Here is a 16,502-nt window from a genome sequence, read left to right on the forward strand (position 1 = left end):
AACAAACCATAAAGGCTTGCCAGCCCGGGGTATAAATCAATTTGGCACTGGCTTATCAAGCACCCTGTTGAGTTCTCAAAGAACAACCACACACCGCCCGGAAACCCCACACCGTGGAGCCCCCGACCCGGGGCATTTCGTTCACATCCCCGCCGCTCTCGCGCCGGGCACTTTTACTACGTTACCTCGCCGTCTCCGCCGTGTCAAACCGTTCGTCCCGGTCTGTCGTGCTTCGTACGGGTTGGCTCCGACGAGCGCGCGCAGCGGCGGACCGCTACGGTTGATCATCGGATTTGGCAGACCGGCCGCTCTGCGGTTTCCCGCGAGCTCGCCCGGTTCCCTGCCGGCCGTGAACCTTACCCGGTCGGCTTCGCTGCGCCAAATCCGCCTCGCGGCAGATCCGGTGCGCCCCGCCCGGGGCCGTGTCGTCCAAGGTGTCGACCCTGTCCGACCCGGTGCCAGTCCGGTTCGGGGCCTCAGGACTTTCGCCCCTGTTTGCCCCGTTCCGCGCTGGCAGAGAGAAAGTTACGCGTCTGCGGGTTTGAACGTCAAATCCGGGGGTAGCGTCCCCGGTCACATCATTCCCGGCCCGCTATCTTCCCTGCTCAGCGCCGGTGCGGCGCTTCCGCCCCGCAGCCCAGGCTCCGGTCCGGGGAGCGCGGACCCCCGCACCCGCCGCAGTCGTGCCAGCCCGCGACGCCTGCCCGAAGGGGTGGGGCGACCCGCCGACGAAGGTGTCAGCGCGCTGGAGGCCGCCGCTGTTCCGCGCGTACGTGACGCGTCGGGTCAGGCGGTCAGGGCGCCTGGCCGTCGGCGCGCCGGCCGGCCGCCCGCCAGGCTCGGACGCCGAGCACACCGACGGTGGTGCCGATGAGCAGGGACGCCGCGATCAGCAATGCGTGGATCCAGAGGAAGCCGGTGGCCGGGAACTCGCCGATCGTGCCGGTGGACCAGGACCGCGGGTCCTTCCAGATCGCGACCGCGAACCTCGGCCAGATCACCCAGGTCCAGATCCCGACCCCGATGAGGAAGAGCGACCAGCCTCGCGACAGCACCATGGCTGCCGAGTATGCCAGCGTGACCGGGCGGGCCGGTCGGCCGCCGGCACCCGAGGCGCAGGTCAGGGGACCTGTGCGGCATCCGGATCTCCGCCCCGCCATTCGGGCACCGCCGCGGGCGGGTCCGGGCGCGTGGCCCGGAACGGGGAGACCCGCATGATCACGGGCGTCCCGGGCCGCTCCGTCAGAAGCAGGTGCCGATGCCACCGATCGCGGGGTTCGCCCGGTCGTGGCGGTGGATCGTGCCGCTCGGGTCGGCCATGAACCCGCCCCAGATGATGCAACCACCCTTGACGTACGCCCGGGTCGGCCCGGCCGCCCACAGCTTGTCGCCGTCGTCGGTCTGGGTGGGCAGGTACTGGGCGGCCAGGTAGACCTGGGTGCGGGTCAGCGCACCCACGTAGGCGGACTTGACGGTGACCGAGCAGCCGTAGCCGGCCATCGGGTGGTACATCAGGTACACGGTGCCGAGCCGGGCGCCGGTCTCGGCGTGCCGGATCGGGTCCTGGTCCAGGACCGTGTAGCCGAGCCCGCAGAGCGACTGCGGCGTGACCGGATTGACGACGGCGGCCTGCCCGACGGCGCCGGTCCCGGCGACCAGTCCGAGCGCGACGGCGAGCACGACCCCGATCCGACGAATGGTGCGGTACATCCGTGTCCCCCTTTTTCTCTGCGACAGATGCGGGACCAGAATGGTCGGCTCGGGGGCACGGAACGAATGTGCCGGATGGACACTCCGCATTGCCGTCGAATGTGCGTTCGCCCAGGTGCCACCGCCCCCACCTGCGGCACAGCCACGCCGTTCATCGACAGCCGACGACTATGACGTACTTCGCACCGAGACATTCCAGCGAACCGGAAATTGCCATGTTGTTTCCCGGCGGCGCGGGCGGGGCACTGCATTCCTGGACCGGCACATACCGTCATCGGAGGTGACCCGTGCAGCCGTCGACGATCAATCCCTGGGCCTGGCGCGACCCGTCCGCCCTCGCCGGCGGATACTCCGGGGCCGCCCCCGACTCCGCCCCGCCGGACGGGCCGACGCCCGGCGGCGACGGACCGCACGCCCCCGGCCCCGGCACCCCCCTCGACCTGGTCGGCTACCGGGTGGAGGCCACCGACGGGCGGATCGGCTCGGTCGACGAGGCCAGCGACGACACCGACGCCCGCTGGCTGGTGGTGGACACCGGGCCGTGGATCTTCGGTCACAAGGTCCTGCTGCCGGCCGGCACCGTGACGCGGGTGGACCACCTGGACCGCACGGTGCACGTGGACCGCACCCGCGAGCAGGTCAAGGAGTCGCCGGCCTTTGACCCCGACGCGTACGGCGAGCCCGGCTACCGGGACCGGATCGGCGACTACTACCGGGAGACCTACCGGCAGGGCTGAGGGCGGGCGCGGACACGGCCGGACCGGCTAACGTGGGGGCATGGTCCGGCCGATCAGCTACGCGCCGGAGGTCGTCGACCCGGTCGACGGCCTCCCGCTCGGCGTCGTGACCACCTCTCCCACCCGCTCCGGCGACGGCCGCGAGCGGATGATCGACGTACTTCGTGCCGGTGGACTGCGGTTCCGCGACGGCGCGCGATGGCGTTCGGCTCGCTGAGCCGACCCTGACCGGTCCCGGGGTGACATCCCCGGTCGGCGCGCGCCCGCGCACACCTCGTCCACCAGGCACGAAAGGCGTACCACCATGTCCGTTCCACGGATGCTCACCGGCGACCGTCCCACCGGGCGGCTGCACCTCGGCCACTACGTCGGCAGCATCGCCAACCGGGTGCGGCTGCACCAACGCCACGAGAGCTTCTTCATCATCGCCGACCTGCACATGCTCACCACCCGGAACACCCGCGAGGACATCGAGCGGGTCGCGGTCAACGCCCGGGAGATGGTCACCGACATCCTGGCCGCCGGCGTCGACCCGGAGCGTGCCACCTTCTACCTCCAGTCGGCCATCCCGGAGGTCGGCGACCTGAACACCCTCTTCCAGAACCTGGTCACGGTGCCCCGGCTGGAACGCGTGCCCTCGCTCAAGGACATGGCCCGCGACGCCGGCAAGGAGGAGATGCCCTACGGCCTGCTCGGGTATCCGGTGCTCCAGGCCGCCGACATCCTCTGCGTCAAGGGGCAGGTCGTTCCGGTCGGCAAGGACAACGCGGCGCACGTGGAGGTCACGCGGGAGATCGCCCGGCGGTTCAACCACCTCTACGGGGAGGTGTTCCCCGTGCCCGAGACGATCGCGTCCGAGACGCCGACCCTGGTCGGCACGGACGGTCGGGCGAAGATGAGCAAGAGCCTGGGCAACGCGATCGCGCTCTCCGCCGACTCGGCGACGGTCCGCCGCGCGGTGATGGGCATGTACACCGACCCGAACCGGATCCGCGCCGACGTGCCCGGCACCGTCGAGGGGAACCCGGTCTTCGCGTACCACGACGTCTTCAACCCCGATCGGGCGCAGGTCGACGACCTGAAGGAGCGCTACCGGGCCGGGCGGGTCGGCGACGTGGAGGTGAAGGAGAAACTGGCCGTCGCGCTCGACCGGTTCCTGGACCCGATCCGGGAGCGCCGGGCCCGGATCGAGGCCGAACCCGGGCTGGTCGACCAGCTGATCTTCGAGGGCACGGAACGGACCCGCCGCGAGGTGCGGCAGACGCTCGTCGAGGTCCGCCGGGCCATGGGGCTGACCGCCGCGTACACGCAGGTGCGCCGCCGGGCCGAGCGGCACCGCAGGGCCACGGCCACGCCGGCCTGAGCGGTCGTACGACCGACGTCCGGCCCGGGACCGGGGTTGCTCCGGCACCGGGCCGGATCTGGCGGGGCGAGATCGCGACGGGATGAATGAGTGGCTCCGGGCGGGGCAACTGGAACACCATGGGCGTGGTCCGGTACGAGGCGGTGATGCCGGTCGTCGACGGGCTCGATCAGCTCGTCGACCTGCTGCGGAATGCGCCCCCGGGTGAGCAGTTGTACATCCGGTGGTCCCGCGGTCCCGGCGTGGACCTGTCCGGCGGGCACGGGTCCGAGCAGTCCAGCAAGGACGCGCTGACCGGAATCGACCTGCCCGGCCTCTCCGCGAATCCGCTCGCGGTCGAGTCGTGGTGGGGCGATCGGCCGCTGCGGCTCTGGGTGGCGCGGCGGCTCTACGACTACTGCCACCTGCGCCGGCTACGCGGCCCGGGCGTACGGCCCTGGGTGCTCGTCGGCGAGCAGCGCGGCCGGGGACCGGACAACGAGCCGCTGGTGCGGTGCCACCGGCCGGTCGCGTGGGTGTCGGAGCGGGCGCTGCGGGAGGCGGACCGCGTGGTCGAGGCGCAGGCGTCGACCGAGTGGGGACCGCTGCACCGGGCCGACTGATCCGCCCACGACGGGGGGGACCAGCCAGGATGGGGGTGACCGACCCGCCCGGCGCGGCCCGGCCCCCGTTCCCAGCGGTCTGGCGGCCCGGGGCACATGTCGCTAGGTTGCAGCTTCGAGCACCTCACCGTCGTCGATCGGGGAAGTCGGCCGCGTGTCGCACATCGAGAAGATCACCGGGGAACTGCGCGCGTTGACGACCGGCGTCGACAGGGCGCAGGCACTGGCGTCCGCCGCCGACAACCAGGCGCAGGAGGTGGCCCTGCGCGCCGCCGCCGCCGGCTTCGCCGCCGTGGCGGCGGGCGTGACGCGGGTACGCGACGGCATCTCGGCCGTCCGGGGCGGCCTGGGCAGCCTCGCCACCACGATCGGCGAGGCCACGAAGGCGACCGCGGCCGTCCCGCAGGAAGCCAGCCCGCACGAGACGGTCGCCGGCCTGACGCCCGTGCAGAACGCGATCGACGGCATCCGCGACGCCGCCGTCGCCACCGTCGCCCAGGTCGACCAGACCCGACAACTCGTCACCACCGTCCTGCACGGCGGCCAGCCGGGACCACTGCTGCAGTCGTTGGAGCACATCAAGCAGGTCCTGACGCTGGTCGCCCAGCGCACCGCCACCGCCCGGCCGACGGTCGAGACGGCGATCGCCGAAGCCCGGCAGCTGGGGTCGGCGGGAGACTGACCGGGGCTGGCGGCAGCACACCGACCAGCGTCCTGCCCCGCTGACGCGCCGGCCGCCGCGGCCGTCGGGTCGGCTCGGCCATCTCGGGTCCCCATGGCACGGGCGCGGCCGTCCTACCATTCAGATCGTGGCTAGCTTCGATGTCCCGGCGGCGGTCGCGACGGTCTGGCAGCGGCAGGCGGCCTGGTCGCGGGCGTCCGGCGAGGCCAAGCGTGCGATCACCCGCGCGCGCCTGAGCATCGCCGCGCTCACCGTGGGCGCCGCCGTCTGCGGCACCCTCGCCAACCAGCTCGGGCAGGCCCACCCCGGCGCGGGCCGGGCGCTCGCGATCGTCGCGGCGGCGGCGCTGCTCGTGGTGCCGCTGGCGGCCCGGTGGTCCTCCCGGGACGCGGTGCACGCGTGGACCCGGCTCCGCTCGGTCTCCGAGGCGCTGAAGGCGGACACCTACCGCTACCTCGCCGGGGTCGCCCCGTTCCGGGGTACGGACCGGGACGCCGTCCTGCTCGGCCGGCTCGACGCGCTCATGGACGACGCCGGCGACCTGGTCGGCCGCACCCTGGACGCGCCGCCGGCCGCCCGGCCGCTGCCTGCGGTCTCCGACGTGGCCACGTACGTGACGGAACGGATGCAGCGGCAGATCGACGGCTACTACCTGCCGGCGGCCCGCCGGATGGCGCACGCCGCGAGGCGGATCCGGTACGCGGCGACGGGGCTCACGATCGCCGCCGCCCTGGTCTCCGCGACGGTCGGGGTGCTCGGCGACAACCTCGGGCTGACCGCCTGGATCGGTGTCGCGGCGGCCGTGACCACGGCGCTGGTCGGCTACGGCTCCGCCCAGCAGTACGAGCACCACCAGATCGAGTACGCCCGCACCGCCGACCAGCTGACCCGGTTGCGCACGGCCCGCGAGGCCGGGCTGGGCTGGGCCGAGGACGACGCGTTCGTCGCCGAGGCGGAGCGGATCATCTCGCTCTCCAACGAGGGCTGGATGGCCAAGATGATCGAGCAGGATGGCGCTGCGCAGCCGTGACATCACAGGTTGTGGCATATAGCATCGTCGATAGTGCCGTTTGACCGTCGACGTGGGCGGCCGTCCGTCCACTCCCGACAGACATGGGGGAACCGACGTGGATCGCACCGTACGCCAGCCCGATCCGACCCCGCCGCCACTGGACGACCTCCGGCGCACCCCGCTCGGCCGGATCCCGCTCGACCGGGCCCGGTCCGTCGCCCACGTGACCAGCCGCAGGGAGGATCGCCCGGCCCGTGTCGATGTCGCGGCCTTCATCTCTGCGATCTGAGCCGGCCGGGCCGACCGGCGCCCCGCTGACGCAGTACGTGCTCAAGCTGGTCAGCCGCTGCGACCTCGCCTGCGACCACTGCTACGTCTACGAACACCCCGACCAGTCCTGGCGGCGCCAGCCCCGGGTGATGGACCCCGCCACCGTTCAGGCCGTCGCGGAGCGGATCGCGGAGCACGCGGCGGCGCACCGGCTCGACGTCGTGCGGGTGGTCCTGCACGGCGGTGAGCCCCTGCTCGCCGGCGCTGCCCGGCTCGGCGCCACCGCGGCCACCCTGCGGCGCGTCATCGGCCCGGTGGCCCGGCTCGACCTGCGGATGCAGTCCAACGGTGTGCTGCTCACCCCGGCGACCTGCGACGTGCTGGTCGCCCACGACGTCAAGGTGGGGATCTCGCTCGACGGCGACCGGGCCGCCAACGACCGGCACCGCCGCCACGCCAACGGGTCGAGCAGCCACCACCAGGTGCTGCGGGCGCTGTCGCTGCTGCGCAGCCCCGCGTACCGCGCCAGCTACGCGGGCATCCTCTGCACCGTCGACCTCGCCAACGACCCGATCCGGGTGTACGAGGCGCTGCTGGCCGAGGGGCCGCCGCACGTCGACTTCCTGCTGCCGCACGCCAACTGGGACAACCCGCCCGCCCGGCCCGACGGCCTCGCCACGCCGTACGCCGACTGGCTGCTGGCCGTCCACCGGCGCTGGCTGGCCGACGGGCGTCCGGTGCCGATCCGCCTGCTGGAGTCCCTGCTCTCCACCGCGTCCGGGCACGGCAGCCACAGCGAGGCGGTCGGGCTCGGCCCGGCCGACCTGGTCGTCGTCGAGACCGACGGCACCTTCGAGCAGGTCGACTCGCTCAAGTCCGCCTTCGACGGCGCCGCCGCCACCGGCCTGGACGTCTTCCGCCACCGGGTGGACGACGCCGCGGCCCACCCGGCGATCGCCGTACGGCAGACCGGTCTCGCCGGGCTCTGCGCGGCCTGCCGCGCCTGCCCGGTGGTCGGGCACTGCGGCGGCGGTCTCTACGCCCACCGGTACCGCGCCGGCAACGGCTTCGACAACCCGTCCGTCTACTGCCCGGACCTGCTGAGACTCGTCCAGGTGGTGACGGCGGCCCCGGTCGCCGACGAGCCCACCCGTCCGACCGACTCGCTCAGCCCGCGCGTCCTCGACGATCTCGCCTCCGGCCCGGGCACGGCGGGCTCGGCGGAGCAGCTCGCCGCCGTCCACCTGGCGCTGGTGCGCGCCCTGCTGGTCGCGCTCAGCGAGCGGGCCGCGGGCGACCCGGTGGCGGCCGACGGGTGGCGGCTGCTGGTCCACCTGGACGACGCGCACCCCGACGCCGTCCGCGCCGTGCTGGCCCACCCGTTCGTGCGCCGCTGGGCCCGGCGGTGCCGGGACGGGGCGGCCGAACTCTCCTACCTGGCCTGTGTGGCGGCTGCCGCCGCCGTCCGCGCCCGGGTCCGGGCCGACCTGCCCGTCCCGGTGCGCGACGGGCTGGTCAGCCTGCCGACGCTCGGCGCGCTCGCCGTCGGGGTCGAGCGGGGCGTCGTCCGACTCGTCACCGACGACGGGGACGTCCGGCTCGCCGGCCGGCGGGTCACCGCCGACGCGGGCCGGGCAGGCGGCCCGGCCCGGGAGGACGGGCCGGACGGCTGGCTGCCGGTGCGTTCCGTCGGGCTCGTCGGGGGCCGGCTGCTGCTGGAGGACACCGACCCGCACCGGGACTGCTACGACCTGCCGGTGCAACCGCGGCTGTCGGGCGCCGCCGCGCAGCGGTGGACGCGGCAGTTGGAGCGGGCGGTGCGACGGATCGACGCCGAGGCCACCGGCTACGCGGCGGGGGTCCGCACCCTGCTGCGGGCCGTCGTGCCGCTGCGCGGGGAGCCGACCGGCAGGTTCCGCAGCGCCGCCGCCGGCGCCGCCTTCGGCGCGGTGGCCGTCACCGCCGTACCCGACGACGCCACCCTCGCCGTGCTGCTGGTGCACGAGGTGCAGCACCTCAAGCTCGGCGCGGTGCTGGACGTCTGCGACCTGTTCGACCGCGACGACAGCCGGACGCTGCGCGTGCCGTGGCGGGACGACCCGCGCCCGGTGGAGGGCGTGCTGCACGGCGTCTACGCCCACCTGGCGGTCGCCGACGTGTGGCGCCGCCGCCCCGGGCCGGCCGCCGAGGGCCACTTCCGCCGCTACCGGGACTGGACCGCCGGGGCCCTCGACGCCCTGCTCGACCTCGGCGCCCTGACCCCCGCCGGTGAGCGGTTCGTCCGGGGGATGCGCGCCACGGTGGACGGATGGCCGTGACCGCCAGCCTGCTCCGGCGGGGCACGCTGACGGCGGACCTGCGCGCGCTGGGCCTGCCGCCGGGAGCCACCGTGCTGGTGCACTGCGCCCTGTCCCGCGTCGGTCGGGTGGCGGGCGGCCCCGCCGCGCTGCTGGCCGCCCTGCGGGACGTGCTGGGCGGGTCGGGCACGGTGGTCGTACCGGCGCAGACAGCCGGCAACTCCACCACGTCGCGGCGGTTCCGGGTGGCGACCGCCGGCATGACCGACGCCGGGGTCGCGGCGGCGGAGGCGGCCATCGTGCCGTTCGACCCGGAGCACAGCCCCACCGAGGGCATGGGGATCTTCGCCGAGCACGTACGCCGGCAGCCGGGGGCGTCGCGGAGCCGGCACCCGCAGACCTCCTTCGCCGCCCTCGGCCCCGACGCGGCCCGGCTGACCGCCGTCCACGACCTCGACTGCCACCTCGGCGAACGCTCGCCCCTCGGCGCGCTCTACGCCGCCGACGCCGTGGTGCTGCTGCTCGGCGTCGACTGGTCCGCCTGCACGGCGTTCCACCTGGCCGAGTACCGGCTGCGCCGGCCGCCGGCCGAGCGGGCGTACCGGTGCTACGTGCGCGACGCCGCCGGGCAGCGGGTCCGGCGCGACTTCCGGGCCCCGGACCTGCACGACACCGACTTCCCGCTGATCGGCCACGCCCTGACGGACGCCGGGCCGGTGCGTGCCGGGCGGGTCGGCGGCGCCTACTGCCGGCTCGTGGGCCTCCGGACGGCCGTCGACTTCGCCCGAGGGTGGATGGATGAGCACCGCCGGTGACGGACGGGGCAGCGACGGGTTGGCGGCTGTCGATACTGTGGACGGCCGGAAGTCGCTGCACCGGTCGGGAGCGGTAGGTGGCAGAGGAAACGTACGGGGAGGACGAGAGCGCCCCCGTGTTCTTCCTCAGCTACGCCCGCACGAAGAACCGGGTGGCGGCGCCCCCGCGCGACACCAACCAGAAGGTCTTTCAGCTCTTCGTCGACCTGTCCGACCACGTCGTCGAGCTGCTCGGCCTCGGCCCGGGACGGACGGCCGGATTCATGGACCGGATGCTCGACGGCGGGCAGGTGTGGACCGAGGACCTCGCCTTCGCCGCCGGCCACTGCCAGGTCTTCATCCCGCTGATCTCGCCGCAGTACCTGAACAGCACCTGGTGCGCGAAGGAGTGGGACGCGTTCACCCGGCGGCAGGTCCTGCACCGGCCGGGCGCCGAGCCGTCCGCCGGCGAGACACCGGTCATCCCGGTCAACTGGTCGGTGGTGGACCGTCGACGGGTGCCGGAGGTCGTGTCGCGGCGGCAGATGTTCACCCCGACCCGGCTGCCCTCGGACATCGCCCCGCAGTACCACGACGAGGGCATCTACGGCCTGCTCAGCCTCGGCAAGAACGGCAAGGACGCCTACGACGCCGTGGTCTGGCGGCTGGCGCAGCGCATCGCCCGGGCCTACCAGACGCACTGGGTGCGGGCGGACGTCCCGACCGACGTGCGGCAGTTGCGCGAGACGTTCGAGGAGGTCGGACATGACGTGGTCTGACCTCCCGGGGGTCCGCGCCGTCCCCCGCCGGGAGACCTACTTCTTCCTCAGCTACGCGCACTCGGTGCCGCTGTCGGCCGCGTCCCGGCCGGACACCGACTACTGGGTCAGCCGGTTCTTCCACGACCTGGCCGCGGCCGTGCGGCGCGGCGCCACGAGGAGCGGCGACCTCGACGCCGGCTTCTTCGACGGCCAGGTCAGCCCCGGGGCCGACCTCAGGCAGACGCTCACCGAGGCGCTCAGCCTCGCCCACGTCTTCGTGCCGCTGCACTCGCCGAACTACTTCCGCAACGCGTGGGCGCTGGGCGAACGCGAGTCGTTCCGCAGCCGCCTCACCCGGCTCGCCCCGGCGCGGGCCGAGCGGCACCTGTTGCCGGTGCTGTGGCTGCCGCTGCCGTCCTGGGGCGACCGGCCGGAGACGACGCAGGCCCTCGACCTGGTCCCCGACGCCGACGACCGGGCCGACTACGCCGAGAACGGGCTGCGCGCCCTCTGCAAGCTCAGCGCCTACCGCCGGCAGTACGAGAGCGTCCTCGCGGCGCTGGCGGCGCGGATCGTCACGGTGACCGAGACGCAGCCGCTGGCCCGGTCCCGGGCGGCGACCTTGTCCAGCCACCCGGTGACCGACGGCGGCGGCCCGGCGCTGGTGGTCACCACCCTCACCAACCACGCGCGGTGGCGACCGTACGCCGGGCAGCACGAGCTGGCGGTGGCCGACTACGTCGCCGCGACCGCCGAGCGGCTCGGCCTGCCCACCCGGGTCGTCGACCTGCCGGCGGCCCGCGCCCTGGCGCCGGAGAGCCCCACCGTCGTGCTGGTGGACGCCGCGGCCGGTGCCGCCGCCGCCCGGGCCGCGCTGGCCGGCCTGCCCCGCTGGGTCGTCCCGTTGGTCATCGCCGCCGACCACGAGCGTGGCGAGTCGGCGCCCGAGTCCATCGCCGGTACGTTGCAGGACGCCGGATTCCCCCGGGTCCTGCCGGCGCGCGCGATCGAGGAGTTCGAGCGTTACGCGCCGCTGCTGGTGACCGAGGCCCGCAAGCAGTTCCTCCGGCACGGTCCGGTGGACCCGCCCGACGGCCCGGCCACCCCGAAGCCGAGCCTGCGGCCGTCCCGGCCGTCCGACGACCCGCCGGGCACCGGTCCGGGCCTGCCGCCGGTGCGGCCGTTCGACACGACGCGAGGGAAGGACGAGCGATGACGCCATCGCGCGAGGGCCAGGTCGTCACCTTCTACTCCTACAAGGGCGGTACGGGCCGCACCATGGCGCTGGCCAACACCGCCTGGATCCTCGCCGCGAACGGCCAGCGGGTGCTCGTCGCCGACTGGGACCTGGAGTCTCCCGGCCTGCACCGGTTCTACGCCCCGTTCCTCGACCCCGAGCAGGTCGCCACCACCGGGGGCGTGATGGACCTGATCCTGGACTACGAATGGGAGAACGCCCGCCGGCGCGAGGAGGCCGGCGCCGACCCCCGGCCCGGCGACTGGCACCGGGAGTACGCCCGGGTCCACCGGTACGCGTTCTCGGTGGGTTGGGAGTTCCCCGGCGGCGGCAGCCTCGACCTGCTGCTGGCCGGCCGGCACAACCCCGACTACGCCACCAGCGTGACGGGCCTCAACTGGGACAACTTCTACAACCGGCTCGGCGGCGCGCAGTTCTTCGACGCGCTGCGCGAGGACATGAAGCGGCACTACGACTACGCCCTGATCGACAGCCGCACCGGGATCAGCGACGTCGCCGAGATCTGCACCATCCACCTGCCCGACGTCCTGGTCGACTGCTTCACCCTCAGCGACCAGGGCATCGACGGAGCCGCCGCGGTGGCCGCCCGGGTGCGCGACTACGAGGGGCGGCGGGCGCGGCGGGTGCTGCCCGTGCCGATGCGGGTCGACGACGGGGAGAAGGGCAAGCGCGACGCCGGCCGGTCGTTGGCCATGCAGCGGTTCGCCGGCCTGCCGGGGGGTATGACCGACAGCGAGCGGCAGGCCTACTGGCTGACCGTCGAGGTGCCCTACCGCGCGTACTACGCCTACGAGGAGACGCTGGCGACGTTCGGCGACGAACCGGGCGGCCGGACCACGCTGCTGTCCGCGTACGAGACGCTGACCAGCCACATCACCAACGGCAGGATCACGGGCCTGCCCCGGATGGACGACCAGTTGCGCCGCCGGACGGTGCAGCGCTTCGAGCGCAAGCCGACGGTCGTGGACGAGCTGATCGTGCTGCGGCACGTGCCCGAGGACCAGGTCTGGGCGGAGTGGGCGCAGGCCGTGTTGAACTCGGCCGACCTGCGGGTGGTCACCGCCGCCCTGGACGGGCCGGCGCCCGAGCCGACGGACGCGGCCTTCCGCGAGGTCCGGCTGGTCTCCCGGGCATACCTGGCGGCCCGGCGCGCCCGCCCCGACACCGACGGAGACCGGGGCGCGCCGAGCTGGCTGGCCGTGCACGTCGACGACACCCCGCCCGTGCCGGACGTCCCGGTCGGCAGCTGGACGGCCGTGCACGACCTCACCGCCGAGGACGCGGCGAACCACCTGCTGAAGCTGGTGGGGCGCACGGTGGGCGCGGCCGGCCTGCGTCCCGCCCGCTTCCCGGGCGTACGCGCGACGGTCTTCAACGCGCCGGCCCGCAACGCCCGCTTCACCGGGCGCGAGGACCTGCTGCGCCGGCTCCGGGAGGAGCTGAAGGCGTCGGGCGGCGGCGGCACCCCGGTCGCGCTGCGGGGCGGTCCCGGTCTCGGCAAGACGCAGCTCGCCATCGAGTACGCGCACCGGTTCCGGGGCGCGTACGACATCATCTGGTGGGTCGCCGCCGACCCGCCGCAGTTCGTCGACGTGATCATGACGGAGCTCAGCGAGGAGCTGGGCCTGCCGAGCCAGACGACGATCCCGGAGACCAACCGCGCCCTGCGGCAGCGGCTGGGCCAGACCGAACGCCGCGCCGACGGCAGCCCGCCGCCGCACTGGCTGCTCATCTTCGACAACGCCGACCAGTACGAGGACGTCCGGCCCTACCTGCCGCAGGGCAACGGCCACGTGCTGGTCACCACCCGCAATCCGGACTGGGGCGACCTGGCGCGGGCGGTGGACGTGGAGGCGTTCGAGCGGGGTGAGAGCGTGGCGCACCTGCGCGCCCGCCTGGGCGAGCACCTGATGAGCGTCGCCGAGGCCGAGCAGGTCGCCGACGCCGTGGAGAACGTGCCGATCTTCGTCGCCACGGTCGGGGCGTGGCTGGCCGACACCCGGACGCCGGTCGACGAGTACCTGGCCGGGCTCCGCCGCACCGGGCTGGAGACGGAGGTCTGGGACCTCCCGCTGCAACGGCTCAGGGAGGGCTCGCCGGGGGCGTACCGGCTGCTCCAGCTCGCGTCGGTGCTCGCCCCGGAGATCTCCCTCGACCTGCTCTACGGCGACGAGGTGGCCCAGGTCATCGCCCCGCACGACCCGGTGGTCGCCGCCCGGGTCGCCGACCGGGTGTCCGAACGCGACATCGCGGCCGCGCTGGTGCAGCGGATGAACAAGCTCGCGCTGATCAAGCTCGACCCGCACGCCCACCGGGTGCAGGTGCACCGGCTGTTGCAGACGGCCCTGCGCGCCCGCATGTCCGACGACGAACTGGTCACGGCCAAGCACGAGGTGCACCGCATCCTCGCCGGGTCGCGACCGCCGGGCGAGGTGGAGGACCCGGCGAACCGGCAGCGGTTCCGGATGCTCTGGCCGCACCTCGACGGCTCCGACGCGATCTCCTGCCGGGACGACAACGTCCGGCAGCTGGTCATCGACCGGGTCCGCTACATCTACGTCAACGGCGGCTACGAGCAGGGCGAGCGGTACGCGCGGGAGACCGAGGCCGTCTGGTCGGCGCTGCTGACGGAGTTGGCACCGGACGGGCCGGAACACCGCAGGCTGCGCGTCCAACTGCTGCACCTGCGGTTCAACTGGGCCAACGTGCTGCGCAGCCTCGGCCGCTTCGAGGAGGCCCACCGGCTGGACGAGGACACCCTGCGCCAGCAGGAGGAGCTGATCGGCGACAGCCACCCGCACACGCTGATGACCGCCGGTGGCTACGGGGCCGACCTGCGCACCCTGGGCCGCTACCGGGAGGCGCTGGAGCGCGACCTGCGGACGTACGCCGCGTCGGTCGACGTCTTCGGCGAGGACCACCGGCGCACCCTGACCGCGGCGAACAACCTGGCCGCGTCCTACCGGCTGATGGGGATGTTCGACAAGGCCGTCGACGGCGACGAGGCCACCTACCGTCGGCTGCGGGTAGTCCTCGGGCCGGAGCACCCGAACACCCTGGCGTCGGCCAACAACCTCGCCCGCGACCTGCGGGAGACCGGCGACTACGAGGGTTCCGTGGCGCTGCTGCGGGAGGCGGTGACGGGTTACCAGAACCTCTTCGGCGAGCACTCCCGCGACCTGCTCACCGCGCAGGCCAACCTGGCCGTGTCGCTGCGCAGCACCGGCGAGATCGCCGAGGCGGCCCAGCTGCTCGACGAGACCTACCAGCGGCTGCTGGCCACCCTCGGGCCGGCCAGCCCGGACACCCTGTTCAGCTGGCTCAGCCGGACGGCGAACCTGATGCTGCAGGGGCAGAGCGCGCAGGCCCTGACGGAGCTGGGCGAGGTGGAGCAGATGTTCGTCCGGGTGTTCGGCGCCGAGCACCCGTACACGCTGGTCTGCCGGATCAACCTGGGCGTGGCCCTGTGGGACGCCGGCGACACGGGCACCGGCCGGTCGCTCACCGAGGCGACGACGCGGACGATGCTCGCCACGCTCGGCGACCGGCACCCGTTCGCCATGGCGGCGGCCAACAACGTCGCGGTCTTCACCGTCCTCGCCGGGGAACCGGAGAAGGGACGCGACGGGCTGCGGGCCGTGGTGGCGCAGCTCACCGAGGTGCTCGGACCCGAGCACCCGGACACGCTGCGCAGCCGGGGCAACCTGGAGACCGCCCAGCAGGCGTTGTCCGGCGGTCGGGTGAGCATCGGCCGGATGCGGATCGCCGACCGGCTCGCCAACCGGATCGGGCAGCACCACCCCAGCGTCGTGGTGCTACGCGACGGGCGGTACGTGCGCCGGGTGCTCGACCCGCACCCCTACTGACCGGGCCGGGCGCCGATCAACAGGGTGGCGTCGAGCGCCGCGTCGGGGTCGACGAGCCAGCGCAGGATGCGCGGCAACTCCTCGACCGCGTCGAAGTGCGCCGCCCCGGGCCGGACCTCCATCTCGGCGCCGGGGATCTGCGCGGCCAGCCAGCGGCCGTGGCTGACCGGGGCGAAGTTGTCGTCGGCGCCGTGCCACAGCCGCACCGGCGTCGCCGAGGTGTCGATCGCCCGGAGGTCGAACGCCCAGGGGCGGCGGAACGCCAGCACGTCGTCGATCCACCCGTACGGCCCGGCGCGGAGCGCCTCCGCGTAGGTGTCGGTGATGAGCCGGCGCAGCGCGGGGTCGTTGACCGCCCGGCGGTCCGCGGTGCTCATCTCCGTCCTCAGGTCCGCCAGGAGCAGCCGCGGGTCGGCGGCGGCCCGCTCGGCGCGCTGGCGGATCTCCTCGACCACGGCCGCGGTGTCGGGGCTGCCGACGCCGAACCCGCGCACGTTGCCGGTGTTCATGCCGCCGACCCAGTCCAGCTCGACGGCGTTCCACGGGGCGAGACTGACCAGCACCGCCACCCGGGTCACCCGGCCGCGCAGCCGGGCGTCGGCCGCGCAGGCGAGGGCGTGCGGGCCGCCGCCGGAGCGCCCGACGACGGCGAACCTCTCCACGCCCAGGTGGTCGGCGATCGCCTCCACGTCGCGGGCGGCGTCGGCGACGTCACGGTCCTCGCGCCGGTCGGAGTCGCCGTAGCCGGGCCGGTCGTAGGCGATCAGCCGGACGCCCATGCGGTAGAGGACGATGCCGCGGGGCTTCGGGCCACGGCGGCTGCCGGGTGTGCCGTGGAGCAGGAAGACGGGGAAGCCGTCGGGCGCGCCGGTCACCTCGTACGCCACGCGTCTGCTGTCCTCGCGTTCGGCGAAGTCGGCCCCTGGCTCGCCGTCTCGGGTCACTCCGTCCTGCCCTTCGGTGCCGCAACCAGCCAATACTCGCAACCCGGCATCGAGTGGAGACGATGTCTGACGGCTCCACTCAGCAATCGAGCCTAATGGTCGGGCCCGCCGCGCCGCTATGCCGAGCGGGAACAACGGGCCGGATCTGTCGGAAACGACACCTACGGTCCACGTCGGCTGGAACTTCCGGCGACCCCTTCGACCGG

Annotated in this window: 14 protein-coding genes; 11 read left to right on the forward strand and 3 right to left on the reverse strand. The window is 73.8% G+C overall.

The annotated features are described in order from the left end of the window. Nucleotides 1–794 precede the first annotated feature (794 nt). Both AB0G13_RS16290 and AB0G13_RS16295 read right to left on the reverse strand, forming a co-directional pair. The gene (locus tag AB0G13_RS16290; RefSeq protein WP_357874706.1) at nucleotides 795–1,058 is read right to left on the reverse strand and encodes a hypothetical protein; all 264 of its coding nucleotides are present in this window, start codon (nucleotides 1,056–1,058) and stop codon (nucleotides 795–797) included. 184 nt (nucleotides 1,059–1,242) lie between these two features. Next, nucleotides 1,243–1,710 (reverse strand): hypothetical protein, encoded by a 468-nt coding sequence (locus tag AB0G13_RS16295; protein ID WP_357874709.1) that lies wholly within the window; start codon nucleotides 1,708–1,710, stop codon nucleotides 1,243–1,245. A 287-nt stretch (nucleotides 1,711–1,997) separates the two neighbouring features. On the opposite strand from AB0G13_RS16295, the gene AB0G13_RS16300 reads away from it, so the two are divergent. The 11 genes from AB0G13_RS16300 to fxsT all read left to right on the forward strand — a co-directional run bounded on the left by AB0G13_RS16300 (nucleotide 1,998) and on the right by fxsT (nucleotide 15,352). Beyond that, nucleotides 1,998–2,447, forward strand: coding sequence for a PRC-barrel domain-containing protein (locus AB0G13_RS16300; protein ID WP_357874711.1), 450 nt, complete (start codon nucleotides 1,998–2,000; stop codon nucleotides 2,445–2,447). A 40-nt stretch (nucleotides 2,448–2,487) separates the two neighbouring features. Further along, nucleotides 2,488–2,664 carry a hypothetical protein gene (locus AB0G13_RS16305; protein WP_357874714.1) on the forward strand — a complete coding sequence of 59 codons (177 nt, stop codon included), beginning with the start codon at nucleotides 2,488–2,490 and terminating at the stop codon, nucleotides 2,662–2,664. Nucleotides 2,665–2,751: 87 nt separating this feature from the next. Continuing rightward, complete coding sequence (gene trpS, locus AB0G13_RS16310; protein WP_357874717.1) at nucleotides 2,752–3,810, forward strand: tryptophan--tRNA ligase; 1,059 nt, start codon at nucleotides 2,752–2,754, stop codon at nucleotides 3,808–3,810. Between the two features lie 86 nt (nucleotides 3,811–3,896). After that, nucleotides 3,897–4,412, forward strand: a complete 516-nt coding sequence (locus AB0G13_RS16315) for a DUF6098 family protein (RefSeq protein ID WP_357874720.1) — start codon at nucleotides 3,897–3,899, stop codon at nucleotides 4,410–4,412. Nucleotides 4,413–4,566: 154 nt separating this feature from the next. Continuing rightward, nucleotides 4,567–5,094, forward strand: a complete 528-nt coding sequence (locus AB0G13_RS16320; protein ID WP_357874722.1) for a DUF6244 family protein — start codon at nucleotides 4,567–4,569, stop codon at nucleotides 5,092–5,094. Between the two features lie 127 nt (nucleotides 5,095–5,221). Further along, complete coding sequence (locus tag AB0G13_RS16325; protein ID WP_357874725.1) at nucleotides 5,222–6,124, forward strand: DUF4231 domain-containing protein; 903 nt, start codon at nucleotides 5,222–5,224, stop codon at nucleotides 6,122–6,124. Between the two features lie 242 nt (nucleotides 6,125–6,366). Then, nucleotides 6,367–8,694 carry an FxsB family cyclophane-forming radical SAM/SPASM peptide maturase gene (locus AB0G13_RS16330; protein ID WP_357874728.1) on the forward strand — a complete coding sequence of 776 codons (2,328 nt, stop codon included), beginning with the start codon at nucleotides 6,367–6,369 and terminating at the stop codon, nucleotides 8,692–8,694. Then, nucleotides 8,685–9,488, forward strand: a complete 804-nt coding sequence (locus AB0G13_RS16335; RefSeq protein WP_357874731.1) for an AAC(3) family N-acetyltransferase — start codon at nucleotides 8,685–8,687, stop codon at nucleotides 9,486–9,488. Before AB0G13_RS16330 ends, AB0G13_RS16335 begins: the two co-directional genes overlap by 10 nt. A gap of 77 nt (nucleotides 9,489–9,565) precedes the next feature. Beyond that, nucleotides 9,566–10,246, forward strand: a complete 681-nt coding sequence (locus AB0G13_RS16340; RefSeq protein ID WP_357874734.1) for a TIR-like protein FxsC — start codon at nucleotides 9,566–9,568, stop codon at nucleotides 10,244–10,246. Continuing rightward, the gene (locus AB0G13_RS16345) at nucleotides 10,233–11,444 is read left to right on the forward strand and encodes a TIR-like protein FxsC (protein ID WP_357874737.1); all 1,212 of its coding nucleotides are present in this window, start codon (nucleotides 10,233–10,235) and stop codon (nucleotides 11,442–11,444) included. Before AB0G13_RS16340 ends, AB0G13_RS16345 begins: the two co-directional genes overlap by 14 nt. Further along, complete coding sequence (gene fxsT / locus AB0G13_RS16350; protein WP_357874739.1) at nucleotides 11,441–15,352, forward strand: FxSxx-COOH system tetratricopeptide repeat protein; 3,912 nt, start codon at nucleotides 11,441–11,443, stop codon at nucleotides 15,350–15,352. The genes AB0G13_RS16345 and fxsT overlap by 4 nt, the downstream gene beginning before the upstream one ends. On the opposite strand, the gene AB0G13_RS16355 is transcribed toward fxsT, so the two are convergent. After that, on the reverse strand, nucleotides 15,346–16,296 hold the full coding sequence (locus AB0G13_RS16355; RefSeq protein WP_357874742.1) for an alpha/beta fold hydrolase: 951 nt from the start codon (nucleotides 16,294–16,296) through the stop codon (nucleotides 15,346–15,348). The two genes, fxsT and AB0G13_RS16355, sit on opposite strands and share 7 nt — an antisense overlap. Nucleotides 16,297–16,502: the final 206 nt, after the last annotated feature.

This window comes from Micromonospora sp. NPDC023633 (assembly GCF_040640035.1).
In the GTDB taxonomy this organism is placed as follows: domain Bacteria; phylum Actinomycetota; class Actinomycetes; order Mycobacteriales; family Micromonosporaceae; genus Micromonospora.

What these genes read in the sequence shown, in the direction of transcription:
- AB0G13_RS16290 (WP_357874706.1), bottom strand. Translation starts at nt 1,058, where the DNA reads ATGGTGCTGTCGCGAGGCTGGTCGCTCTTCCTCATCGGGGTCGGGATC.
- AB0G13_RS16295 (WP_357874709.1), bottom strand. Translation starts at nt 1,710, where the DNA reads ATGTACCGCACCATTCGTCGGATCGGGGTCGTGCTCGCCGTCGCGCTC.
- AB0G13_RS16305 (WP_357874714.1), top strand. Translation starts at nt 2,488, where the DNA reads ATGGTCCGGCCGATCAGCTACGCGCCGGAGGTCGTCGACCCGGTCGAC.
- trpS (WP_357874717.1), top strand. Translation starts at nt 2,752, where the DNA reads ATGTCCGTTCCACGGATGCTCACCGGCGACCGTCCCACCGGGCGGCTG.
- AB0G13_RS16315 (WP_357874720.1), top strand. Translation starts at nt 3,897, where the DNA reads ATGAGTGGCTCCGGGCGGGGCAACTGGAACACCATGGGCGTGGTCCGG.
- AB0G13_RS16330 (WP_357874728.1), top strand. Translation starts at nt 6,367, where the DNA reads ATGTCGCGGCCTTCATCTCTGCGATCTGAGCCGGCCGGGCCGACCGGC.
- AB0G13_RS16335 (WP_357874731.1), top strand. Translation starts at nt 8,685, where the DNA reads ATGGCCGTGACCGCCAGCCTGCTCCGGCGGGGCACGCTGACGGCGGAC.
- AB0G13_RS16345 (WP_357874737.1), top strand. Translation starts at nt 10,233, where the DNA reads ATGACGTGGTCTGACCTCCCGGGGGTCCGCGCCGTCCCCCGCCGGGAG.
- fxsT (WP_357874739.1), top strand. Translation starts at nt 11,441, where the DNA reads ATGACGCCATCGCGCGAGGGCCAGGTCGTCACCTTCTACTCCTACAAG.